At 25.8% G+C, this 23,234-nt stretch carries 25 protein-coding genes; 14 read left to right on the top strand and 11 right to left on the bottom strand.

Going from position 1 to position 23,234, the window contains the following annotated elements; all coding sequences use genetic code 11:
* Positions 1–205: 205 nt before the first annotated feature.
* The 3 genes from CRU91_RS00955 to CRU91_RS00945 are packed head-to-tail and all read right to left on the bottom strand — an operon-like array spanning position 206 to position 2,619.
* On the bottom strand, positions 206–766 hold the full coding sequence (locus tag CRU91_RS00955; protein ID WP_113892492.1) for an aminotransferase class IV family protein: 561 nt from the start codon (positions 764–766) through the stop codon (positions 206–208).
* A 9-nt stretch (positions 767–775) separates the two neighbouring features.
* The gene (locus CRU91_RS00950) at positions 776–1,738 is read right to left on the bottom strand and encodes an aminodeoxychorismate synthase component I (protein WP_113892490.1); all 963 of its coding nucleotides are present in this window, start codon (positions 1,736–1,738) and stop codon (positions 776–778) included.
* On the bottom strand, positions 1,735–2,619 hold the full coding sequence (locus CRU91_RS00945) for an aspartate carbamoyltransferase catalytic subunit (protein WP_113892488.1): 885 nt from the start codon (positions 2,617–2,619) through the stop codon (positions 1,735–1,737). Before CRU91_RS00945 ends, CRU91_RS00950 begins: the two co-directional genes overlap by 4 nt.
* A 93-nt stretch (positions 2,620–2,712) precedes the next feature.
* On the opposite strand from CRU91_RS00945, the gene CRU91_RS00940 reads away from it, so the two are divergent.
* The 4 genes from CRU91_RS00940 to CRU91_RS00925 all read left to right on the top strand — a co-directional run bounded on the left by CRU91_RS00940 (position 2,713) and on the right by CRU91_RS00925 (position 8,057).
* Positions 2,713–5,052: a fatty acid cis/trans isomerase gene (locus tag CRU91_RS00940; RefSeq protein WP_113892487.1), complete on the top strand. Its 2,340-nt coding sequence runs from the start codon at positions 2,713–2,715 to the stop codon at positions 5,050–5,052.
* Positions 5,053–5,102: 50 nt separating this feature from the next.
* Positions 5,103–6,290 (top strand): aspartate aminotransferase family protein, encoded by a 1,188-nt coding sequence (locus tag CRU91_RS00935; RefSeq protein WP_113892485.1) that lies wholly within the window; start codon positions 5,103–5,105, stop codon positions 6,288–6,290.
* A 320-nt stretch (positions 6,291–6,610) separates the two neighbouring features.
* On the top strand, positions 6,611–7,063 hold the full coding sequence (locus CRU91_RS12150) for a hypothetical protein (RefSeq protein ID WP_146951584.1): 453 nt from the start codon (positions 6,611–6,613) through the stop codon (positions 7,061–7,063).
* Position 7,064: 1 nt separating this feature from the next.
* The gene (locus CRU91_RS00925) at positions 7,065–8,057 is read left to right on the top strand and encodes a hypothetical protein (protein ID WP_113892481.1); all 993 of its coding nucleotides are present in this window, start codon (positions 7,065–7,067) and stop codon (positions 8,055–8,057) included.
* Between the two features lie 97 nt (positions 8,058–8,154).
* On the opposite strand, the gene CRU91_RS12175 is transcribed toward CRU91_RS00925, so the two are convergent.
* Positions 8,155–8,295: a hypothetical protein gene (locus CRU91_RS12175; RefSeq protein WP_222718363.1), complete on the bottom strand. Its 141-nt coding sequence runs from the start codon at positions 8,293–8,295 to the stop codon at positions 8,155–8,157.
* A gap of 147 nt (positions 8,296–8,442) precedes the next feature.
* On the opposite strand from CRU91_RS12175, the gene CRU91_RS00920 reads away from it, so the two are divergent.
* Both CRU91_RS00920 and CRU91_RS00915 read left to right on the top strand, forming a co-directional pair.
* Positions 8,443–10,020, top strand: a complete 1,578-nt coding sequence (locus tag CRU91_RS00920) for a sensor histidine kinase (RefSeq protein ID WP_113892479.1) — start codon at positions 8,443–8,445, stop codon at positions 10,018–10,020.
* Between the two features lie 26 nt (positions 10,021–10,046).
* Entirely contained in the window at positions 10,047–10,682 is a 636-nt protein-coding gene (locus tag CRU91_RS00915) for a response regulator transcription factor (RefSeq protein WP_113892477.1), read from the top strand.
* A gap of 26 nt (positions 10,683–10,708) precedes the next feature.
* Here CRU91_RS00915 and pyk read toward each other — a convergent pair whose 3' ends face one another.
* A complete protein-coding gene (pyk, locus tag CRU91_RS00910) occupies positions 10,709–12,202 on the bottom strand; it encodes a pyruvate kinase (RefSeq protein ID WP_113892475.1) in 1,494 nt (497 codons plus the stop codon).
* A 150-nt stretch (positions 12,203–12,352) separates the two neighbouring features.
* Between pyk and thiS the strand changes: the two genes are divergently transcribed.
* From thiS to mqnE, 6 genes are all read left to right on the top strand, one after another.
* Positions 12,353–12,553: a sulfur carrier protein ThiS gene (gene thiS / locus CRU91_RS00905; RefSeq protein WP_113892473.1), complete on the top strand. Its 201-nt coding sequence runs from the start codon at positions 12,353–12,355 to the stop codon at positions 12,551–12,553.
* A gap of 2 nt (positions 12,554–12,555) precedes the next feature.
* On the top strand, positions 12,556–12,888 hold the full coding sequence (locus CRU91_RS00900) for a YraN family protein (protein WP_113892500.1): 333 nt from the start codon (positions 12,556–12,558) through the stop codon (positions 12,886–12,888).
* 186 nt (positions 12,889–13,074) lie between these two features.
* Entirely contained in the window at positions 13,075–14,178 is a 1,104-nt protein-coding gene (locus tag CRU91_RS00895; RefSeq protein WP_113892472.1) for an aminotransferase class I/II-fold pyridoxal phosphate-dependent enzyme, read from the top strand.
* The gene (locus tag CRU91_RS00890) at positions 14,165–14,812 is read left to right on the top strand and encodes a carbonic anhydrase (protein ID WP_113892470.1); all 648 of its coding nucleotides are present in this window, start codon (positions 14,165–14,167) and stop codon (positions 14,810–14,812) included. The genes CRU91_RS00895 and CRU91_RS00890 overlap by 14 nt, the downstream gene beginning before the upstream one ends.
* Positions 14,809–15,126, top strand: a complete 318-nt coding sequence (locus CRU91_RS00885) for a hypothetical protein (RefSeq protein ID WP_113892468.1) — start codon at positions 14,809–14,811, stop codon at positions 15,124–15,126. The genes CRU91_RS00890 and CRU91_RS00885 overlap by 4 nt, the downstream gene beginning before the upstream one ends.
* A gap of 6 nt (positions 15,127–15,132) precedes the next feature.
* Positions 15,133–16,194 (top strand): aminofutalosine synthase MqnE, encoded by a 1,062-nt coding sequence (mqnE, locus tag CRU91_RS00880; RefSeq protein WP_113892466.1) that lies wholly within the window; start codon positions 15,133–15,135, stop codon positions 16,192–16,194.
* Between the two features lie 5 nt (positions 16,195–16,199).
* Here the strand turns inward: mqnE and CRU91_RS00875 are convergent, their stop codons facing one another.
* From CRU91_RS00875 to CRU91_RS00860, 4 genes are read right to left on the bottom strand one after another with little or no spacing between them, the layout of a single operon-like run.
* Complete coding sequence (locus CRU91_RS00875; protein ID WP_113892464.1) at positions 16,200–17,774, bottom strand: hypothetical protein; 1,575 nt, start codon at positions 17,772–17,774, stop codon at positions 16,200–16,202.
* 12 nt (positions 17,775–17,786) lie between these two features.
* Entirely contained in the window at positions 17,787–18,398 is a 612-nt protein-coding gene (locus CRU91_RS00870; RefSeq protein ID WP_113892462.1) for a lysophospholipid acyltransferase family protein, read from the bottom strand.
* Positions 18,398–19,702, bottom strand: a complete 1,305-nt coding sequence (miaB, locus tag CRU91_RS00865) for a tRNA (N6-isopentenyl adenosine(37)-C2)-methylthiotransferase MiaB (protein ID WP_113892460.1) — start codon at positions 19,700–19,702, stop codon at positions 18,398–18,400. Before miaB ends, CRU91_RS00870 begins: the two co-directional genes overlap by 1 nt.
* Before the next feature lie 18 nt (positions 19,703–19,720).
* Positions 19,721–19,963, bottom strand: a complete 243-nt coding sequence (locus CRU91_RS00860; RefSeq protein ID WP_113892458.1) for an HP0268 family nuclease — start codon at positions 19,961–19,963, stop codon at positions 19,721–19,723.
* A gap of 150 nt (positions 19,964–20,113) precedes the next feature.
* Here CRU91_RS00860 and nusA point away from each other — a divergent pair, with 150 nt between their 5' ends.
* Together nusA and cysS are read left to right on the top strand one after the other, a co-directional pair.
* Complete coding sequence (nusA, locus tag CRU91_RS00855) at positions 20,114–21,286, top strand: transcription termination factor NusA (protein ID WP_113892456.1); 1,173 nt, start codon at positions 20,114–20,116, stop codon at positions 21,284–21,286.
* Position 21,287: 1 nt separating this feature from the next.
* A complete protein-coding gene (gene cysS, locus CRU91_RS00850; protein WP_113892454.1) occupies positions 21,288–22,691 on the top strand; it encodes a cysteine--tRNA ligase in 1,404 nt (467 codons plus the stop codon).
* On the opposite strand, the gene CRU91_RS00845 is transcribed toward cysS, so the two are convergent.
* Both CRU91_RS00845 and rpsR read right to left on the bottom strand, forming a co-directional pair.
* Positions 22,686–22,886 (bottom strand): hypothetical protein, encoded by a 201-nt coding sequence (locus tag CRU91_RS00845; RefSeq protein WP_113892452.1) that lies wholly within the window; start codon positions 22,884–22,886, stop codon positions 22,686–22,688. The two genes, cysS and CRU91_RS00845, sit on opposite strands and share 6 nt — an antisense overlap.
* 72 nt (positions 22,887–22,958) lie before the next feature.
* Complete coding sequence (gene rpsR, locus CRU91_RS00840) at positions 22,959–23,225, bottom strand: 30S ribosomal protein S18 (RefSeq protein ID WP_113892450.1); 267 nt, start codon at positions 23,223–23,225, stop codon at positions 22,959–22,961.
* Positions 23,226–23,234: the final 9 nt, after the last annotated feature.

Genomic DNA, 23,234 nt, shown 5'->3' with positions numbered 1-23,234 from the left:
TAAGTATTGTCATATTTTCTCCTAATAATTTTATAAAGCAACTATAATAATTGCTTTTATAATATATAAGAGTAAAAATATATCAAAAAACGGACATCATTTTTTACAAATTTTGAAATTTCTTTTATAAGTGTGATTTTTTGGTACTTATGAAGAATGGATAATTTTATATTTTTTATAGAAAATCAATAAATGATATTTATTTTTAATACTTTATATTAAAATCTTTAATTTCATCAAAATCTATCATTGCATTAAGAAGTGCTATTTTTGAACTATTTTTTAACATATCCAAAGTGATATCTTTTTCAAATATTTTTTTTTCTTGAATTAATCTAGCTCTTGTAGTTCCGTTTAATAAACAATTTTTAGAACTTATCCAAAAATTTTCATAAAATACAGCAATATTTGCAATAGTTGTATCCGTAACAATACCATTTTTTACTATTATCACCTCATCACAAGTATCTCTTTTTTCATATAATTCATCTAATTTTGTTCTATCCAAATATTTCTTTGAATAATTTATTTCATCATCAACAACTATTTTAAAACTTTTTATATCTCTTTTTTTATATGGAAAATATTGTACATCTAAAATTTGATTTTCATCATAGATAACTTTACATCTTAAAAGTGCAGATGAAATTGGATTTATATACTCTTGTAAATTTATATTCAATCCTATTGTATTTGCAACTCTTTTATTGTGATAGTCTAAATTAAAGACTTCAAAATCTTCACATTTTATTGTTTCAAAAAACATATTTTTCCTTTAAAATGGTAAATATATCTTATCAATTAGCTCTTGATATTCATATTCTACCTTGCTATCACAAGTTATACCACCACCACTTTTATAAAATAATTCACCATCTTTTTCTTCTATAAATCTTATCAAAACATAACTATCAAAATTTTCTCCATCAAATATTCCAAAAATCCCTGTATAAAAATCTCTTTCATAATCTTCTATATTTTTTAAAATTTCAACTGTTTTTTTCTTTGGAGTTCCAGTTATACTTCCTGCTGGTAAAAGAGAAACTATAATTTCACCCAAATTTTCACACCAATTTTTTTCTAAATCGGCACTGATTTTTGAACTAACTTGATATAATTCTTGCTCTCCTGCATTTACTTTTTCAACATATCTAAAATCATCAACCTTTATATTTTTTCCAACTATTCCCAAATCATTTCTTAGTAAGTCCACAACCATAGTATGCTCTGCTAGTTCTTTTTGATTTTCTAAAATTATCTTTTGTGCATTTTGAATATCTGCTTTTATTGTTCCTTTCATAGGATATGTAAAAATTTGATTATTTTTTATTTGGACAAATTTTTCTGGGCTAAAACATACAAAATTATCTTCTTTTGTATCAACTCTTAGTTTAAAATCGCTATTTATGTTTTCATATATTTCATCTAAACTAAAAGAAGTTTCGATTTTTGTTTTGGCTGTAAGATTTAAAAGATAGCTGTTTCCAGATTTTATTTCATTTTGTATAAAATCAAACTTTTTTTTGTAATCTTCAAAAGTTAAAGGGAATTTTTTTAAATCAATTTTGCAAGATTTTGGAAGAGTCTTTTTAGAATTTATATCATATTTTATAAAGCTAGATAAAGTATCTAATTTTTCTATATAAACTTTAGTAAAATCATAAGAGATGATAAATAAAAATGGCTCTTTTTCTCTGCCAAATTTATTTAATTTTTCTTTTATATTTTGTTTATTCACTTAATTTTTAAAATTAGTTTCTTTAAAATTGCTGCTCTTATAGCAACACCATTTGTAACTTGTTCTAAAACTTTACATCTTTCGTGTTTTAAAACTTCATCTGTAATATCTATATTTCTATTAACTGGTCCTGGATGAAGTAATAAAAACTCTTTTCTTTCCATTAGTTCATTTGTAATACAAAAATCTCTTGCATACTCTTGAAGCGACTCAAAATATGTAATATTATGTCTTTCTAACTGACTTCTAAGACTCATAACAATATCTATATCATCTATAACTTCAGCAATTGTACTAAATTGTTTAAATTCATCACCTTCATATTTAAAACAATCAGGAGCAACTAAATTTACATCTATTCCAAATCTAGGAAGAAGTCTTCTATTACTTCCAGCAACTCTTGAGTTTCTAACATCTCCAACAATAGCTATTTTCTTACCTTCTGTTTTACCTTCAAAATATTCATAAATAGTAAATAAATCAAGTAGTGCTTGTGTTGGATGAGAATGTCTTCCATCTCCTGCATTTATAATAGGACAATCAACATAACCGATTAAACTTTCAGGTAATCCACATTCGCTATGTCTTATGATGATGGCATCTGGTTTCATAGCATTTATATTTGCAACTGTATCGTACATTGTTTCACCTTTTTTAGTAGAAGATGTTCCAACATCCAAATTTACAACTTCAGCTCCCAATCTTTTTGCTGCTATTTCAAAAGAACTTCTTGTTCGTGTAGAGTTTTCAAAAAACAAAGTTACAATTATTTTGCCTTTTAAAATATCACAAGGTTTAAACTCTAAAAACTCTCTTGCATCGCTAAAAATATCTAAAATTTCCTCTTTTGTAAAATCAGAAGTTCTAATAAGATGTTGCATTTTTTTCCTTTTATTTTAGTTTAGGATTTTAGCAAAAAGCACTTTAAAAATAAACTTTGAATATAATATATTTAAATTTATGTAAGGGAACAAATGAAACTACAAATATTTCTCATAGTAATACTATCTTTTCTATTTTTTGGCTGTTCTTCAAAACCTTTAGACCCAGTTGAATTTGAAAAAATAGAAAAAGATATATCTTTTTCAAAAGATATCAAACCTATTTTAGATGCAAGATGTGTATCTTGCCACTCTTGTTATAACTCACCTTGCCAATTAAATCTTGGTTCGTTTGATGGAATTGATAGGGGAGCTTCAAAAGATGCAGTTTATGCTACAAGAATGAAAGCCGTAAATCCTACTAGACTTTTTGTAGATGCTTTAAGTACAAAAGATTGGAGAAATAAAGGTTTTTCTTCTATGACTGAAAAAATGGAAGATACAAATGCTTCTATTATGATGCAATATCTTTTTGAAAAAGATAGAAATCCAGTAAATATAGGTGTATATTCACCTGAAACAGATAAATTAAGTTGTGTAAAAGACCAAGAAGAGTTAGAAGACTTCTTAGATGAAAATCCACACAAAGCTATGCCCTATGGCTTTCCAGCTTTATCAAAATATGAATACAATCTTCTTATGACTTGGCTTGATAATGGAGCAATTGATGATACAAAAAAAGATTTACCAACAGATTTTGAAAAAACTCAAATAAAAAAATTTGAAGATTTTTTAAATAATAGTGAAATAAAATATCAAGTAACAGCAAGATATATTTATGAACATCTATTTTTAGCACATATATATTTTGATGAAAATAGTGGAAACTTTTTTGAACTTATTAGATCAATCACTCCAAGTGGAAAAGAACCCAAAATAATAGCTACAAGATTCCCTTATGATGAAATAAAAGAGCCATTTTATTATAGATTGCAAAAAGTTGAAGGAACAATAGTACATAAAACTCATATGGTTTACAAAATTGATGATGAAAAGCTAATATTTTATAATGATATTTTCATCAAACCACTTTGGGTAAAAGCTCCTTATATGCCATCTTACCACATCCAAATTGCACCAAATGCTTTAGAAGTTTTTGAACAAATTCCAGCAAAAAGTAGATATGAATTTTTACTAAAAGATATATACTTTTTTGTAAATACATTTATAAAAGGTCCTGTTTGTAAAGGTCAAGTTGCACTAAATGTTATTCAAGACCATTTTTGGGTTATGTTTTTAGACCCAAAATATGATTTAAGTGTAAGAGATAAAGATTTTCTAAAGAACAATTTTGAATATTTAAAAGTACCAAATCAATTGGGAGAAGATCCAAGTCTTTATCAAACATTTAAAAATTTAGGACATGAAAAAGAAACAAAAAAATATCAAGAAGATAGAGCAAATATTTATAAAAAGTATTATCCAGATGGAATGAAATTAGAGTACATTAGACAAAGTGACAACAAACAACATAATGATTCTATTTTAACTGTTTATAGACATTTTGATTCAGCATCACTTCAATATGGTGCAATGGGTGGTGTTCCAAAAACTTTATGGGTTATTGATTTTCCACTTTTAGAGAGAATTTATTACTCACTTGTTGCTGGATTTGATGTATTTGGAAATACAGCTCATCAATTATTAGTACGAACACATATGGATAGGTTAAGGGTAGAAGGAGAGAGTAATTTCTTAGAATTTTTACCACAAAAATCAAGAATTGATTATTTTCATAGTTGGTATATTGGTTGGTTAGCACAATATTTAACTGTTTATAAACCATCAAATAATGAAACAGGTATAAATTTTTATTCAAATGATTACAAATATGAATTTGCAAATATGGTTCTTGATTATACAAAAACAAAAAGGGATAAAATAAACTTTATAGAGAAATGGTACACACCAACACCTTTGGAAGATTCTTATAGTACAAAAGAAGATATTGAAAAAGCTTTAAAATCTCTTGCTATGCCAAGTAGTGTAGCCATAACTAAATATTTTACAGATAGAGATGCAAATGTTATTTTGATTAGAATTATTTTAGACAATGGTGAAAATCTTATCTATTCAATGGTTATAAATAGATGGCATGATAATGTTGCACTTATGTTTGATGAAGAATCAAGACTAAATCCTAAAAAAGATGATATAGATTTTATTCAAGGATTTGTAAGTTCGTATCCTAGTATTTTTGTAGTCTTAAAAGAGAGTGATTTAAAAGATTTTTTTGACACAATAAAAAACTATGACCATAAAATAGAACAAACACAAGCAATTAAAAATTATGCTATAAATAGAGCAAATCCAGATTTTTGGAAACATTTTGATTGGTTTAGTAATGAGTTCAAAAAATCAAATCCATTAGAGTATGGATTATTTGATTTGAATAGATACTATTCAACAGCTATAAATGAAGAAAAAGAGTAAAGATTTAACCATTTATAGCTATAATTTGCAAAAATTTTATAGGAAATAAAATGAATGAATTAGAGCAATTGGATAAAGAGTATGTACTTCATACTTATGCACGAAATTATGTGCATTTCAAAAAAGGTATAAATGCAACTTTATTTGATAAAGATGACAAAGATTATATAGATTTTACTTCAGGAATTGGAGTAACAAGCGTAGGACATGGAAACAAACAAGTAGCACAAAGAATTTTTGAACAGGCTTCAAATTTAATACACACTTCAAATATTTACGCAATAGAACCACAAGCACTTTTAGCTAAAAGAGTTAAAGAGTTAAGTGGTTATGATGTGAGAACTTTTTTTGCAAATAGTGGTGCAGAAGCAAATGAAGGTGCAATAAAAATAGCTAGAGCTTATGGTGAAACAAAATTTGAAAATAAAAGATATAAAATCATAACTTTAGAGAACTCTTTTCACGGAAGAACTATAACAACTGTAAAAGCAACAGGGCAAAGTGCATTTCAACAAAGTAAATTTGCACCTTATCCAGATGGATTTTCTTTTAATGCAATAGATGATGTTTATAATGCAATAGATGATGAAACAGTTGCAGTTATGATAGAACTTGTTCAAGGAGAAGGTGGTATTTTGCCATTTCCAAAAGATAAAATTCAAGAGTTAGCTAAATTTTTAAAAGAAAATGATATTTTACTGATAGTTGATGAAGTTCAAACAGGTGTTTATAGAACTGGGGAATTTGTTGCTTCAAATTTATATGAAATAGAGCCTGATATTATCACTTTAGCAAAAGGTCTTGGTGGTGGAGTTCCAATAGGAGCAATTTTAACAACACATAAAGACATCTTTACTTATGGTGATCATGGTTCTACTTTTGGAGGAAACTATCTTGTAACTGCAACAGGTTTGGAAGTTTTAGATATATTAGAAGAGTTAAAAGATAGTGGAAAACTAGATGAAACTATTATATACTTCATAAAAAAATTAGATGAACTTTACGAACAAAACAGAGATATTTTCTTAGCTCATGTTGGATTAGGTCTTATGAGAGGATTAAGAGTAAAAGATGCTGATACCTTAGCAAACCTAATCAAAACTGCATTTGATTGTGGTGTTATGGTACTTAAATCTGGAAATAATACTTTAAGATTTTTACCAGCTTTAACTATATCAAAATCAGAAATTGATGAAGGATTTATAAGACTTCAAAAAGCAGTTGAAAAGATAAAGTGAAAACACTTTCTCTTTTCAAACAACTTATTTTTTCTATATTTTTTCCAATCTCTATTTTATTACTTATAAATCTTTTTTACTATTATGGTTGCTACTTTTTATTAGTCCCTACTTTTATTACTATATTTTTAACATATAGTTTTTTCCAAAAACGAATGAGAGAAAAAACTTGCTTTAAGAATTGCTATTTTAAAGAAGAAAGCTTTTTAGCAAAACTAGTAATAAGCCCTTATTTAAGTTTTATTTTTTATATTTTTTTATCTACTATTTACACAATTTCTATAATTTATAGTGTTTTATCTTTTAAATGGTATTTTTACTTGGTATTAGCAATTTTTATAACTTTTGTATTTTTTTTATACAATAAACTTTTACTTTTATTTAAAAATATTATTCGTGAAGAGCATTTAGATATTTTTACAAAAGAGATAACTATTAAAATATCATCTTTAGTCCTTTTTATATTATTTATTTTCTATATTTTAAACAGTTATGAACCAAGTTATATTAGTAGCAGTTTAGAAGATAGTCTAAATCTTGCTACCAACTCTTTATCTTCAAATTGTCAATATTTAGACTATATTTTAAGAATAAAGGTAGAAATTGATACATATTTTTGGTATTTCACAAAATATAGTTCACAAATAGTTGAATCCACTTATTTAAAAACTATTATCTGGATTTTATTTATATTTATAAACGCTTTATCAATCATAGGAATAAACCGCTTTTTTGTGCAAACTATAAGTTTTAGCAAAAATATAAAGGAATAAAATGCTTAAATATTTTTGGAATACAATCATAATTTTAATCTTTTTTAGTGTAATTTTGATATCTATTGCTTTAATAAAGCAAGAAATAAATCAAGAAAAGAATATCTTAAAAACTCCTATAACAGAGAAATTTCAAGAAGTTTTAACAGATACTTTAAAACAAAATATAGAAAAATACCATAATGATATTTTACAAAATCTTGAAATGACAAAACAGGATATAGATAAAATCATAACTGAAAATGTTGATAAAACATTTGATGAACTAATCAATAATAATGTAGATAAATATTTAGATTTTCATTATAGTGTAATAGGTGAATATACTGAACTTTTTGCTTTTACTTTTGGAGATATGAATAAAGTTATAAATGAAAAACTTTTAGGTAAAGATTTTGATAAAACGATAAATAAGTTATCTCAAGAAATAGTAAATAATTCATATTTAAAAATTCAAAGACATTTACAAGATATTGAAATTATAGCAACTAAAAATGTAGATTTAGAACTAAATAAAAATGGCTTAGAAAATTTAAAGTTAAATATAAAAGAAAATTTAGAAACAAACCTTTTAGATATGAAAGCTACTATTTTAACAACTGCAATAGCCACAAAATTAGCAATTTCTATAAGTTCAAAAATATCAGCAAAACTTGCTTTAAAATCTGCTGGAAAAACAGCTACAAAACTGGCAGCAAGTACAACAGCTGCTAGTGGTGGTATTACTTGTGGGATAGCTGCACCACTTTGTGGAATTGCATTTGGTACAATCACTTGGTTTGGTACAGATGCTATTGTTATCAGTGCTGATGAATATTTAAATAAAGATGATTTCAAACAAGAGATTATATCTTCACTCAATGAAGTAAAACTGGAATTAAAAGAGCAATACAAACCATTATTTACTGAATTAGAAAAGATATCTCAAAATTATCAAGAAAAAATAAAAGAAACTAAAATATTAGAAAAAAGAAAAGTCATTGATAATTTTTAAATACAGACATTAAAGCTAAAAGGTGAAACTTTTAGCTTCAATATTAATTAAATGAATATAGAATAAGGTTAGCCTTATAAATTAATAAAAATTATACTTATAGTTTGATCCAATTTTGATCATCATCCTCTTCAAACTCTTCATCTATATAAGAATATAGAGAAGTCCCTAACTCAAGCCCCTTAGATGATATTATTTCTACTACAAAAACACTATTTAAAACTTTGGAATTATTCATAATATTTCCTTGTGTTGTTTTTATTAACCTATTGGCTAAAAGAATTATACAAAACTAAAATGTCAAAGGTATGGCAAAAAAATAATTTTTATAAATTTTACTATTTTTAAGTATTTTTTGTCTAAAATCTCTTTTTTAGGAGAAGAATTGGATATAAAATTACCAAAATCATCAACAATTTTATTTATTAATATTTTTATTCTTTTAATATTTACAATTTTTGTATATATTTTATTATATAAGAATATAAGTCTTAATAAATCAAAGAATCAAGAAGTTGTTTTTTATCAAATAAAAGAAAAAAGTAGTGTTTTACTCACAAAAATATTGTATAAATACTCTTTAGTCAAAGATAAAATTTTAGAAAAAAACTCTCTTGCAGTAGAACTTTTAAAAAGTGGATTTAGTTTGGATACTATTTATAATGAACTTAATAAAGAGTATGAAAACAATCCTTTTAATCTGTATATTTTAAATGAAAATCTTATAATTGAAGATAGTTCAATTTTTATTGATATATGCCAAGATTTAAGCTATGAAAAAAAAGATTATGCGAATATTATTACAAGTGTTTCAGTACCTGAATATGTATCTGAACTACAAAAATTTGCAAGTTATATAAATACTAAAATACCAAATTCAAAGAAAATTTTACAATTATCTTTTAGTTATAATGAATTTGAAGAAGAGTTAAAAGAACTTCAAAATTTTTTAAATGATAATAAAGATATTCACAGTTATGAATCTTTTATATCTTTTGATAATTATATTGGTAATTTTACATTTAAAGATATCAAATCTACTAAAAATAGAATTGATGATATAGAAATGAGATTTCAAAAAGCACAGAAAGTACTCAATGTCCTGCAAAACTTCAATTATCAATCCTATGATGAAAAAATAGAAAATGATTATTTTCATATTATTTATTCTATACAAGATAGTCCTATATTTGATAAAGTAAAGTTAATATTTTATATAACTTTTAATGAAAATGCTTACCATGAAGATATTTTAAATATACGACTTTTATCTAGTATTATTTTTATTATAGGAGCTTTGACAATTTTCTTAATTTACAGATTAAGAACTATAGAACTTTTATTAAACTATAAAGATAAATTTATTGCCCACTCAATACATGAAATAAGAACTCCCCTTTCAATAATAAGTATAAATACTCAACTAAGAGAAAAATTATTTGGAAGTGATAAATTTACAAATAAAATTGAAGGAGCAATAAGAACTTTAGAAAATTCTTATGAAGATATGACATTTTTACATACAAAAGATAAAATTGAATATGAAATCATAGATATAAATCTAAAAAGAGCTTTAGAAAACCGTGTAAAATATTTTGATACTATTGCACATACTCAAAATAGGATTATAAAACTAGATATCTGCAATAATTATTTCTTAAAAATGGGCAAAATAGAGTTAAATAGACTGGTTGATAACAATATATCAAATGCTATAAAATACTCATATATTGGATCTACAATAAATATTATTTTAAAAGACAATATTTTAGAATTCCACTCTAATGGACAAAAAATACACAATCCAAAAGGAATTTTTAAAAGATATAAAAGAGAGGACAAAAATACTGGTGGCCATGGCTTAGGACTTGCAATTGTAAGTGATATTTGTAAAAAATATAACTTCAAAATCGAAGTTGAAAGTCAAGACTCAATAAATACATTTAGATATATATTATCTTAATTTCATTTTAAATATAGGGGATTTTTATGAAAATATTTTTACTTGAAGACGATTTTGCTTTAAATGAGTCCATCAAAGATATGTTAGAAACAGAAGATTTTGATGTGGACTCTTTTTATGATGGGAAAGAGGCATTAAACAACATTAAAAATGCTTATGACCTTTTTATATTGGATATTTTTGTACCAAACTTAAATGGTATTTTACTTTTAGAAAATATAAAAAAGATAAATCCAGAATCAATTGTTATAATAATGAGTGCAAACATAGATATCTCTACAATTAAAGATGCTTATTCAAAAGGTTGTGATGACTATATTAAAAAACCATTTAATATACAAGAATTACTATTTAAACTTACAAAATTTAGAAAAGATAGTGATATATTCAAATTTGATGAAGATATTTTATTTGACAAAAAATTAAAAAAATTATTGTGTAAAAATAAGGAAATAAAACTTACAAAGAATGAAAAAAATCTTTTGTTATTACTTATAAATAATCGTGGTAAAACTGTCGATTATAATCTTATAGAAAACTTTATTTATGATGATGAACCTACAAGTTTAGATGCTATTAGAAGTTTAATAAAAAGACTTAGAAAAAAATTTCCAAAAGAACTTATTTTCAATAATACAGATGAGGGATATTTTATAAAGTAAAAAGAGAGTTTTAAAACTCTCTTCTTTTATTCTTCTTCTTTAGAATTTGTAGCTTTCTTCTCTTGTTTTGCTTTTTCTCTATTTTCTTTAAAGTTCATATAATACTCTATTTCACCAGAAGTTAAAATTTTAATTGTGTTCGTACTGCCTGGAATTCCAACTGGATAACCAACAGTTGCAATATAAAGTCCTTGTTTATTTAAAACCTCTTTTTTCTCAAGCATTCTTAACATTTTTTGTATCATTTTAGATGCTTGTGCTTCTTTTAAAGTTCCTACAGGTTCAACACCCCAAAGTGCAGTTAAAGAATTTAAAGTAGCTTTATCATGTGTAAATGTATATATAGGAGTTTTTGGTCGATATCTTGACATTTTTCTAGTTGAACTTCCACTACTTGTAAGTGATAAAATTCCATCTGCTCCTAAATCATCTGCTAATTTTGTAACTGTTGCTTGTATTACATCAAATTCATCTAAATATGAGAAATTATATCTTTTATCATGATTATAAATTTTCTCTGTTTGTGCAATAATATTATGCATAGTTTCAACTACATTTTCAGGATTTTCTCCAACTGCACTCTCTTCACTTAACATTACAATATCACTTCCGTCTAAAACAGCATTTGCTACATCTGAGATTTCTGCTCTTGTTGCTCTTTCATTTTGTGTCATTGATAAAAGCATTTGAGTTGCAGTTATTACTGGTATTCCTCTTGCATTTGCTTTTTTGATAAGCATTTTTTGAATAGTTGGAACATCATAATAAGGAACTTCTATTCCTAAATCTCCACGTGCAACCATCAATCCATCACTTGCATCGATAATTTCATCTATATTTGAAACTGCATCAAATTTTTCTATTTTTGCTATAAGTTTACCTTTATAATCTCCTAAAAGTCTTCTTGCTGTTATCATATCTTTTGCATTTTGAACAAATGAAATAGCAAAATAATCAACTTTATTTTCAACTCCCCAAGCGATATCAACTTCATCTTTTTTTGTAATAACTTCAATATCAATAACTGTATTTGGGAAATTAACACCTTTTCTACTTGATAATGTTCCATTATTTTCAATTTGTGCTTTTACTTTTGGTTTTGTTTCAATTACTCTAGCTCGTATAGTTCCATCATAAAGATATATATATTCATCAACTTTTATTTTCCCTAAAATATCTGGATAATTTATACTTACAACATACTCCTTATCAGATTTTTTATATCCTACTATTTCATCTTTTTCAAAAATTACAATATCATCTTTTTCTAATAAAAATGGCTCTTTTAAATCCCCTACTCTCACTTTTGGTCCTGAAATATCTTGTAAAACACCAACAGATTTTTTCTTATTTTTCATGGCTTGTCTAATATTATTTAAAGTTTCTAAGTGATATTCATGACTTCCATGAGAGAAATTTAATCTAAACATATTTGCACCAGCATCTATTAACTTTTCAATCATTTCTAAACTATTACTAGCTGGTCCTAAAGTTGCTAAAATTTTTGTCTTTTTTTTCATAAAGTCTCCTTTTTTGACTGTTGCAATATTATATTACATTCTTGATTACTTTATAGTTACATAATTATGTAATTTTTATTTATACATCTGAAAATAAGCCAACTCTTTGTATAATCTGAGCTTTTAAAATATTTAAAGAGGTATTAGTTTATGAAACTTATTATAAATGGTCAAACAAAAGAGTTTATAGATAATTTAACAATTCAAGAAATTATAGATAATTTACAAATTACAGATAAAGTTATGGCTTGTGCTGTTAATATGGATATTGTAAAGAAAGACAATTGGAATAAATTTCAACCAAAAGAAAATGATATAATAGAGCTTTTAAACTTTGTTGGTGGTGGTTGAAAATGAGTAAATCAAAAGGAGATGAAGCTGAGAAAAAAGCTGTTCTCTTTTTAAAAAATAAAGGTTTTGAAATAGTTGAAACAAACTTTTATGCTAAAAAATTGGGTGAAATAGACATCATAGCAAACTTAAAAAATGTTTATCATTTCTTCGAAGTAAAATCAGCAAATGATTATGAAACAGCCATATTAAATCTAACAAAACAAAAACTATCAAAAATAAAAAGAAGTGTTGAATACTACATTCAAAAAAATGAATTGGATTGTGCTTTTTGTATTGATGCAATCATCGTCACAAAAGATAAAATAAAAATTTTAGAAAATATAACTATATAAATAACCAAAGGTGAAGGTCGCAATAAACACCTCTGGCCCTCCTAACTATAATTTAATTAGTAGAGAAGAATTATAAGTTATTTCAATAGCAACAATCTAGCATTTAGAAATTATTTATAAATTTCTTACTTAACCTTTAAAATATCAGTTTTTAGGTACTATTATAATTTTATGTAAGGAATATTTTTGTACCAAAAAGAGTTAGAATCTATAGAAAAAGCAAACCGCCTAAGAAATCGTATAGTTTTTGAAAAAAATTTAATCGATTTAGCTTCAAATGATTATTTAGGACTTTCTACAAGTAAAAAGCTTTTGAAAAAAGCTTACAAAAGAGTTTTAAGAAATCACTATTTTTCTCCTAAATCATCTATGCTAGTAAATGGATATTCAAAAATTCATAAAGAATTTGAAGAAAAATTGGCTTTTATAAATAACTTTGAAGATGCTATCATAGTAGGAAGTGGCTTTTTAGCAAATATATCAATGATTGAAGCATTAGTACGAAAAAATGATACACTTTTTATAGATGAAGATTATCATGCAAGTGGTATTTTAGCTACAAAACTTTTAAATAGTTCTCAAGTAATAGTTTTCAATCACAATGATGAAAAAGATTTGGAAAATAAACTCAATAGTTCTAATCGTATAGGAAGAAATATCATAGCAGTAGAAGGTGTTTACTCTATGGGTGGAGATTTAGTCAAAAAAGAGATTTTTGACATTGCTGATAAATATGATTCTATTTTAATAGTTGATGAAGCTCATAGTTCTGGTGTTCTAGGAAAAAATCTTTTAGGTATTTTTGATTATTACAATATAAAACCAAAAGAAAATCATATAAAAATGGGAACTTTAGGGAAAGCTTATGGCTCTTATGGAGCATATATCTTAGCTTCAAAAGATATTATAAAATTCTTAGAAAATAGAGCAAAACCTATTATATATTCAACTGCACCATCACTTTTTGATACAGCTTTAGGACTTGAAAGCTTAAAATATATTCAAAAGAAGAAAAAGAAATTAAATCAAAAAATTAAACAAAAATTAACTATAATTCAAAGCTATTTAGGAATAAGTTCAAAATCACTTATTATTCCAATATTAGTAAATGACAATAAAAAAGTGTTGGAGATACAAAAATCTTTAAAAGGAAAAGGCTTTTTAATAGGAGCTATACGACAACCAACAGTTAAAAATGCAATTATTAGACTTATAGCGAAAATTGATGTGTCAAATAATGACTTAATAGAGGTATGCAACTTAATAAAGGAACTCAATGCAAATAAATGATTTGATAAAAGGAAATAAAAAGTTTAGAGAAGCACGATTTTCAAAATATGAAACAGATTTAAAACAATTAGTAAAAACAGGTCAAAAACCAGAGGTTTTATTTATAGGTTGTAGTGATAGCAGAGTAACACCAGATTTGATGCTAGATACAAAACCAGGAGATATGTTTATTTTAAGAAATGTTGGAAATTTTGTTCCACCATACAATCCAGACAATGATTATCACGGAACTTCAGCTGCTATTGAATATGCAGTAAATGTTTTAAATGTAAAACATATTATAGTTTGTGGACATTCACACTGTGGAGCTTGTAAAAGTTTATATCAAGATTTAGAAAATTCTCCTGAATTATCAAATGTTAAAAAATGGCTAGAACTTGGTAAAAAAGCTAAAGAATATACTCTTCTTGCAACACCAAATAAAGAAGATAAAGAACAACTTTATAGAACAACAGAAAAAGTTTCTATTGTGTATCAAATGGAAAACCTTTTATCTTTTCCTTATATTGTAGAAAAAATTAAAAATAGCGAACTTCAAATTCATGGTTGGTACTACAAAATTGAAGATGGAACTATAGATTATTATGATGGAGAAGACTGTACATTTAAACCACTGGAAGATTACAAAAAATGAGTTATGAAGTAAGAAAACTACCTAAAAAAACAGTTATAATCATCTCAATTATTGTAATTTTATCATTTGGAATATTTCTTATTCTCCAAATATTTAAAACACAAAGAATGGCTGAAATTTTAGATACTTTAGGACATAAAAATATTCAAAATCTAAAAGTTGTAAATAAATTAAGTGTAGAAGATATACAAACAAAACTAAGAAGTAGTGTATATAAAGTTGTTTTTTATGACAATGATATGCAAAAAACTTGTATGGGATTTGTTCATCATGAAAAAGATAACTCTTATACAAAAGATTTTGATTGTAAGTAGGTAGATATGGATATTTTAAAAAAGCTTGAAAATAATGAAAGATTAAATTTAGAAGATGGTATAAAACTTTATGATTTGGATTTAATAACTTTAGGAAAATATGCGAATAGAATAAGAGAAGAAAAACACCAAAAAAAAACGTATTTTAATATAAATAGACATATAAATCCTACAAATATTTGTAAAGATGTTTGCCAGTTTTGTGCATATAGTGCAAGTAGAAAAAATCCAAATCAATACACTTTAACTCATGAAGAAATTTTAAATATTGTGAAAAACTCTTCAAAAAATGACATAAAAGAAGTTCATATTGTATCTGCTCACAACCCACATACTGGACTTACTTGGTATATGGAAATTTTCAAAAAGATAAAAACTAACTTTCCTCATATTCACGTAAAAGCTCTAACTGCAGCTGAAATTCACTTTTTAAGTAAACAATATCAGTTAAGTTATGAAGATATCATAAATACTATGATTGAATATGGTGTAGATTCTATGCCAGGTGGTGGAGCTGAAATATTTGATGAAAAGATAAGAAAAAGAATTTGTGGCGGGAAAGTTAGTTCAGAACAATGGCTGGAAATCCATAAGCTTTGGCATGAAAAAGGAAGAAAAAGTAATGCAACAATGCTTTTTGGTCACATAGAATCAAGAGAGCATAGAATTGACCATATGTTAAGACTTAGAAATTTACAAGATATTACAGGTGGCTTTAATGCCTTTATTCCACTTGTTTTTCAAACTCAAAATAACTATCTAAAAGTAAAAGAACCTGTAACTGCTCATGAGATATTAAAAACTTATGCAATAGCAAGAATAATGCTTGATAATATTCCAAATATAAAAGCATATTGGGCAACTTCAACTGTAAAACTAGCTTTAATTGCTCAAGAGTTTGGAGCAAATGATGTAGATGGAACAATAGAAAAAGAGTCTATTCAAAGTGCTGCTGGAGCTTCTAGTGCTAAAGGAGTTATCCAAAATGAGTTTATAGAACTTATAAGAAACTCTGGATTTATTCCAGTTGAAAGAGATAGTATTTATAATGAACTAAAAGTTTGGTAAAACTTTTAGTTTTTCAGTTGATTAAACTCCAAAATAAACTCTACTTCTATTCCTAAATTTGTATTTTTCATAACTATTGGATTTGCTAAAGTTATAGAATATAATTCACTATTTATATCTGTTAATAATTCAAAGAATTCTTTAGGTTCTTTTATTATTGCATTTACACTAAAAGCAAATACATCAACTTTTGATGCATCATATCTATCTATATATTTTACTATTGAGTTTTCAGGAAGTAACATTTTTAACTGTTCATTGATACTTTCAACATCAAAATCTTCATCTTGTAAATAATCTTTTGTAAATACTTTATAGGTAACATCTTTCAATTCTAACTCATTTTTAGCAATAACAATAGCTTCAAAATTTTCTAATTGTTTTTCATCTACTTTTTTTGAATCTACACTTGAATATATCGAATTTAAAGCTAAATTTAGAAGTTTTAAACTCTCATCATTTTTTGCTAAAACTTTTAATTCAACACTATTTGAGTTTAAAATAAAATTATTTATCATCAAATTATTTGGAATTGATTTGAAAATAGCTTCCACTCTTAACTCTTTTTTACTATTATTCAAAATATGATCAGGAAGTTTGTCCAAAACTAACTCTTTTTTAGCTTCAATCAAGTTTAGTTTTATAGCAATATTCTTAAAATCAATCATGCTATATATTTTATATGCTCCATAAAATAATATTGCAAATAAAATCACTAAAAATACATATCTAAAATCTCTTCTTTTTTTCTTTTTTCGTGGTTTTATAAAACTTTTTTGATTTAAATTATCTTGCGATAATTTAAATAATTCTTCATCAATATCAATAGTGTAATCATCAACTTTCAACATCAATTCTTGACTTAAATTAGATAATTGTTCTTTTGTAAGATTTCTTAATGCAAAAAGGATTGAAATTTTTTGTACAAAAATATCTTTGTGTTTTTGATGAAAGTTTTTCAATATTTTTTGTAATAACTCACTAAGTTCAAGAAAGTATAACTCATCATAAAGCTTTTGACCTTCCAAATCATCTTCATAAAAATGTGATCGTCTTACAGCATCAAAAGTCAATAAATCTACAACTTCATTGTAAACTATCACACTATTTTTATCAACTATTAAAATATATGCTCTGTTATTGTATATAAAAAATAGTAATTCATTTTTTGATTTATTCTTTTGAATATGTGAATTTATAATATGAAAAGCAGAATATATAAAATCTACTCCTGTTTTTGCAAAATAATTTTGTGTTTCAAATAATGTTGTTTTTAAAACAGCAATATCATATAAACTATCAAAATTTACAATTTCACAATCTTTTACCTTTGAAGATAATGCTTTTGGAATAAGTTTTGTTGTATCACTTAGTAAAATAGTAGAAACATAACTAAAATCGTTCTCTTTTTGCCAAATATTAATCTTTTGAACAATATTATCAGGCAATACATCGCCATCTATCAAAAAAGTTGAATTATCACTACTTTGTTCTTTGGAATTTAAATATTTTTTGTACTCAACTTTTAGTTGATTATTTTGCTTTACAGCATTTATGAAAAAAGTCTCTTTTTTAAACATAAGCATCCCTAATTATTTTAAAGAGTGGATTAACATTCTCTGTTTTATTATATTTTTTGCCTCTTCTAATTCAAGTCCTTGAACACTAAATGGCTCACTTATATAAAAATCTATTCTACCAAATGGTTTTGGTAAAACAAACTTATCCCAAGATTTAAACTGCCAATATTTTGTATGAACAGCATTAAAACATCTAATATCTTTTCCACTTTTTTGTGAAATTGTTACAATTCCATCTGCTACACTATACCTAGGTCCTCTTGGTCCATCAGGAGTTATAGCTACATCATTTCCATCTTTCAATTCTCTTAAAGCACTTAAAAATACTTTTGCAGCACCCTTAGAACTAGAACCTCTAATAGCTCCACAATCAAATAAAAATGCGATTTTTGAAATAATCTCGCCATCTCTATTTTCACTAATTATAGCTTTTATAATTCCATGTTTCCTAAAAAAGTGATAATTAAAGATCTGAGAAAGTAAATCTCCATGCCACATACAAAGAACAAAAGGCTCTTTATCGTCTTTAGGATGATGATATACCTTTTTATTTGTAGCATATATCAATTTAACTAATACATAAAGTAAATATGGAGCAAACCTTTTTTTAAATGATTTCCACATTAAGCTATAACTTCGCCTTTTAATGAAGTTCGTGTTGCACTTGTAATTTTAATATCTACAAATTTACCTAATAACTCATCACTGCCTTTGGCAAATACTTGATAATAGTTGTCAGTATAACCTGTTACTTCACCATTTGGCTTAAGACTTTCAACTAAAACATTTAAAGTTTGTCCAATCATAGAAGGCATTGAATCTTCCAAATATCTTTTATGAAGTTCAATAAGTTGTGTTAATCTCAAACTTCCTATTTCATCATCAATCTCTTTATCTTTGAACTCTAAAGCTTTTGTCCCAGGTCTAGCAGAATATTTAAAATTAAAAATTTGATCAAATTTTACTTGATTTACTACATCTAATGTATCTAAAAAATCTTCATGAGTTTCACCAGGAAATGCCACAATAATATCTGTTGTAATTCTTAAATTTGGTACTAAATTTCTAAGTTTTGTAGCTCTATTTAAAAACCATTCTTTTGTATATCCTCTTCTCATAGCTTTTAAAATAGTAGTTGAACCACTCTGAAGTGGCATATGAATACACTTTGAAATTTTTTCATTTTTAGCAAACTCTTCTATAAATTCATCATCCATATGTAGAGGATGAGGAGATGTAAATCTTATTCTTTTTAAGCCATCTATCTTTGATATATCTTGTAAAAGTTTAGTAAAACTATATTTTCCTCTTTTATCGCTAAATCTTCTTCCATAAGAGTTTACATTTTGCCCTAAAAGCATAACTTCAACAGCACCTTGGTCAACAGCTTTTTGTATTTGAGAAACTATCATTTCTGGTGGAATAGAAATCTCTTCTCCTCTAGTACTTGGAACTATACAGTATGTACACTCTTTATCACACCCAACTGATATATTTACACTCGTTCTATATTGATTTGATGTTGCAGTTGCAAACTCATATTGTGAATCATCATTTGTAATAGCAACTTCAACTGAACCTTTTATATCAACAACATCTTTTATTTTTGATATATTTCTAGCTCCTAAAACAAAATCAACATACGGTGCTCGTTTTATAATATCTTGTCCTAAGTGTGAAGCTGTACAACCACAAACCCCAATTTTTGCACCATTCTTTTTCTTTTTATTAAATTGCCCTATTTCAGAAAATAGTTTTTGAACAGGTTTTTCTCTAACAGAGCAAGTATTTATGATAATTAAATCTGCATCTTCTAGTTTATCAGTTTTAATATAGCCTTTATGCTTTTCAAGTTCTGCTTGAATGTGCTGACTATCTGTGTCATTCATCTGACAACCTAAAGTCTGTATAAATAGTTTTTTACTCATATTTTTTAACACTTAAAATTAAAGTGCATGAACCTCATACATATACTCATCATCAGCTAAACCGTATTTTATTTCTCTAAAATATATATTAAATCCGATTTTTTCTAAAGCTTCAACTAAAGCCATCATATCTTTATGTGAATTGTCTTTATCAAAATAAAAAATCTTTTGTTTATCTTTAGCTAACTCATCTTTTATTTTGTCTAACTGTACTTTTTTTGGCTTTTCATTTAACTCATTTCTAGCAAGTAATAATTCCATTTATTAAACCTTTTTTTTGATAATTAATCGGATATTCTATTCAAAAATTGCTTTAATTTGTATAAAAGGTATTTTTGATATACTATTGTATTAAACTCGCATTGAAAAATCACAATTGCCATTTCAATGTTAAAAAAAGGGAAAATTATTATGGATAAAATAATAGATATTTTAGACTCTATTGCTTATGAAAAGGGGATAAAAATTACTGATGTTGAAAATGCACTTAAAGAAGCTTTAATTAAAACTGCACAAAAAATGGTTGATCACTCTTTAATATTTGATGCAAATGTTGATAGAGCAAATAAAAAACTTATACTTCTTCAAAAAATCGAAGTAGTTGCAAATGATGATATAAGATTAAACGAAGATACAAAAGATGAAGAAGGAAATCCTTTAAATAATGAAAATTTCATATCTCTTGATGATGCAAAAAATATCAATTCTGATTTAGATATAGGTGACTTTGTAAGTTATGAGTTAGAATTTGAGAATATGGGAAGAAATGCCGCAACAATTTTATCTTCTAACTTTGAATATAGACTTCAAAGATTTGTTGAAGAAAATGTTTTATCTAAATACAAAGAAAAAATAGGAAAAACTGTTTCTGGAGTTGTAACAAGAATTGATAAAAATGATAGCACTTTTATTGAAATTGGTGAAATAAAAGGTATTCTACAAAGAAAAAATAGAATTAAAGGTGAGAGTTTTAAAGTTGGTGATACTTTAAATGCTGTTGTAAAATCTGTAAATATAGATAAAACTTTAGGTCTTATTGTTGAATTATCAAGAACTAGCCCAAAATTTTTAGAGAATCTTCTAACTTTGGAAGTACCTGAACTTAAAGATCAAAAAATAATAATTGAAGCTAGTGCTAGAATTCCTGGAACTAGATCAAAAATAGCCCTTACAACTACAAATCCTCAAATAGATGCAATTGGTGCTATTGTTGGTGTAAAAGGTGTAAGAATAAACTCTGTTTCAAGTCAACTGCATAATGAAAGTATTGATTGTATAGAGTATTCAGCTATTCCTGAGATGTTTATTGCAAGATCTTTATCTCCTGCTATAGTAAATAGTGTAAAAGTTGAATCAACTCCAAATGGAAATGAAAAAGGTAAAGCTATTGTTACAATATTTAGTGATCAAAAATCAAAAGCTATAGGAAAAGCTGGGCTAAATATCAGACTTGCTTCGATGCTTACAAAATATGATATTGAATTGGTAGAAATTGAATCTAATAAAGATATTTCAGCTACAAGTAATACAGAAAATGAAGTAAAAATTAATGATACTTCATCATTAGAAGCACTATTTAAATAAAATGAAGAAGCTTTACATTTATGACTCTTCAAAAAAAGAGAAAGTAGAATTTAGCTCAATAAAACCCAATATTGCAAAAATCTATGTTTGTGGACCGACAGTTTACGATGATTCACATTTGGGTCATGCAAGGAGTGCTATTGCTTTTGATTTACTTCATAGAGTTTTAAAAGAAAATGCTTATGAAGTAATTATGACAAAGAATTTTACTGATATTGATGATAAAATCATCAAAAAAATGAATGAGAGTGGTAAAACTTTAGAAGAAATCACAAATTTTTATATAAAAGCATATAAAAATGATATGAACTCTTTAAATATCTTAGCAAATTCCATAGAACCAAAAGCAACTGAAAATCTAGAAGCTATGAAAAATATGATTGAAAATCTGCTTTTAAAAGATATAGCATATAAGACAAGTGATAGTATCTATTTTGATGTTTCAAAAGATCCAAATTATGGGACTTTATCAAAAAAAATAAATGATGAAAATACTATTTCAAGAGTTGAGATAAATAAAGAAAAAAGAAATAATGCTGATTTTGCTTTATGGAAATTTGAAAAAGAAAATGATATTAGTTTTGGTGCAACTTTTGGAAAAGGTCGTCCTGGATGGCATATAGAGTGTAGTGCAATGATTGATAAACATTTAGCTTATAAGAATGAAGAATTTCAAATAGATATTCATGCTGGAGGAGCAGATTTGCTTTTTCCACACCACGAAAATGAAGCTAGTCAAACAAGGTGTGCAACAAATCAACACTTAGCTAAATATTGGATGCATAATGGTTTTGTAAATATCAATGGTGAAAAAATGAGTAAATCATTAGGTAATTCATTTTTCTTAAAAGATGTTTTAAAATCTTACAGTGGTGAAGTTATAAGATTTTATCTTATGAGCACTCATTATAGAGCTGATTTAAGTTTTAACGAAGAAGATTTAATAGCTTCTAAAAAACGACTTGATAAGCTTTATAGACTTAAAAAAAGAGTTTATGGAGTTGAATCTTTAAATGTAAATGGTAAATTTAAAGAAGATATTTTAAATGCTTTAAATGATGATATAAATACTTCAATAGCTCTTTCAATTATTGATGAAATGATAAATATTGCAAATGATAAACTAGATTCAAATCCTAAAGACAAAAGTTTAAAAAAAGAAATTATTTCAAATATAGAGTTTTTAGAAAATTCTATTGGTGTTGGAGGAAATGATGCTTACTCATATTTTCAATTTGGAATTGATGATATGACAAAACAAAAGATTGAAGATTTAATAAAACAAAGAGATGAAGCTAAAAAAATGAAAGATTTCCAAACTGCTGATAAAATAAGAGATGAATTATCATCAATGAACATTTCACTTATGGATACAACAAATGGAACTGTTTGGGAAAAACTATAGTTTTTCTTCAAACTCTTCTAAAAGTTTAGGCATCTTTTCACTAATTTCTTTAAAATCATACTTAAAACTTTCTACTACAATACTATATAAATTATGATTTTTATACTTTCTATGCCACTCTAGCTCTTTATTTTCATATAAATTATAGTACTCAAAACGAAGTTTTAAAGCTATTTTTAGTTTATTTTTCAACATCAGTCCTATTTTATAAATAAAAAAAGGAAGAAGATAAAATCTCCTTCCTTTTATATTTTTATAAATTATATATTATAAAAATGTTTTTGCGTAAGCTGTATCTGTGATATTTTTTGTATCAACAATATATGGAACTAATGCCATATGTCTTGCTCTTTTAATAGCTTTTTCTACCATTTCTTGAGCATTTTTAGAATTTCCAGTAAGTCTTCTAGGCATAATTTTACCTCTTTCACTCATTGAAATTTTTAATAAATCTATATTTTTGTAGTCAATAAAATCAACTTTCATCTCTGTATATTTACAAGATTTTTTTCCGTATTTTCTTCTTTCAGCCATAATTAACTC

The organism is Aliarcobacter vitoriensis, assembly GCF_003316695.1.
Taxonomy (GTDB): Bacteria; Campylobacterota; Campylobacteria; order Campylobacterales; family Arcobacteraceae; genus Aliarcobacter; species Aliarcobacter vitoriensis.
This window is presented reverse-complemented; position numbering and strand designations above follow the sequence as displayed.

Excerpts from the sequence above, each read along its gene's own strand:
- CRU91_RS00955 (WP_113892492.1), bottom strand. The coding sequence starts at position 766 with ATGTTTTTTGAAACAATAAAATGTGAAGATTTTGAAGTCTTTAATTTA.
- CRU91_RS00945 (WP_113892488.1), bottom strand. The coding sequence starts at position 2,619 with ATGCAACATCTTATTAGAACTTCTGATTTTACAAAAGAGGAAATTTTA.
- CRU91_RS00940 (WP_113892487.1), top strand. The coding sequence starts at position 2,713 with ATGAAACTACAAATATTTCTCATAGTAATACTATCTTTTCTATTTTTT.
- CRU91_RS00935 (WP_113892485.1), top strand. The coding sequence starts at position 5,103 with ATGAATGAATTAGAGCAATTGGATAAAGAGTATGTACTTCATACTTAT.
- CRU91_RS00925 (WP_113892481.1), top strand. The coding sequence starts at position 7,065 with ATGCTTAAATATTTTTGGAATACAATCATAATTTTAATCTTTTTTAGT.
- CRU91_RS12175 (WP_222718363.1), bottom strand. The coding sequence starts at position 8,295 with ATGAATAATTCCAAAGTTTTAAATAGTGTTTTTGTAGTAGAAATAATA.
- CRU91_RS00915 (WP_113892477.1), top strand. The coding sequence starts at position 10,047 with ATGAAAATATTTTTACTTGAAGACGATTTTGCTTTAAATGAGTCCATC.
- pyk (WP_113892475.1), bottom strand. The coding sequence starts at position 12,202 with ATGAAAAAAAAGACAAAAATTTTAGCAACTTTAGGACCAGCTAGTAAT.
- thiS (WP_113892473.1), top strand. The coding sequence starts at position 12,353 with ATGAAACTTATTATAAATGGTCAAACAAAAGAGTTTATAGATAATTTA.
- CRU91_RS00900 (WP_113892500.1), top strand. The coding sequence starts at position 12,556 with ATGAGTAAATCAAAAGGAGATGAAGCTGAGAAAAAAGCTGTTCTCTTT.
- CRU91_RS00890 (WP_113892470.1), top strand. The coding sequence starts at position 14,165 with ATGCAAATAAATGATTTGATAAAAGGAAATAAAAAGTTTAGAGAAGCA.
- CRU91_RS00885 (WP_113892468.1), top strand. The coding sequence starts at position 14,809 with ATGAGTTATGAAGTAAGAAAACTACCTAAAAAAACAGTTATAATCATC.
- mqnE (WP_113892466.1), top strand. The coding sequence starts at position 15,133 with ATGGATATTTTAAAAAAGCTTGAAAATAATGAAAGATTAAATTTAGAA.
- CRU91_RS00875 (WP_113892464.1), bottom strand. The coding sequence starts at position 17,774 with ATGTTTAAAAAAGAGACTTTTTTCATAAATGCTGTAAAGCAAAATAAT.
- CRU91_RS00870 (WP_113892462.1), bottom strand. The coding sequence starts at position 18,398 with ATGTGGAAATCATTTAAAAAAAGGTTTGCTCCATATTTACTTTATGTA.
- miaB (WP_113892460.1), bottom strand. The coding sequence starts at position 19,702 with ATGAGTAAAAAACTATTTATACAGACTTTAGGTTGTCAGATGAATGAC.
- CRU91_RS00860 (WP_113892458.1), bottom strand. The coding sequence starts at position 19,963 with ATGGAATTATTACTTGCTAGAAATGAGTTAAATGAAAAGCCAAAAAAA.
- nusA (WP_113892456.1), top strand. The coding sequence starts at position 20,114 with ATGGATAAAATAATAGATATTTTAGACTCTATTGCTTATGAAAAGGGG.
- cysS (WP_113892454.1), top strand. The coding sequence starts at position 21,288 with ATGAAGAAGCTTTACATTTATGACTCTTCAAAAAAAGAGAAAGTAGAA.
- CRU91_RS00845 (WP_113892452.1), bottom strand. The coding sequence starts at position 22,886 with ATGTTGAAAAATAAACTAAAAATAGCTTTAAAACTTCGTTTTGAGTAC.
- rpsR (WP_113892450.1), bottom strand. The coding sequence starts at position 23,225 with ATGGCTGAAAGAAGAAAATACGGAAAAAAATCTTGTAAATATACAGAG.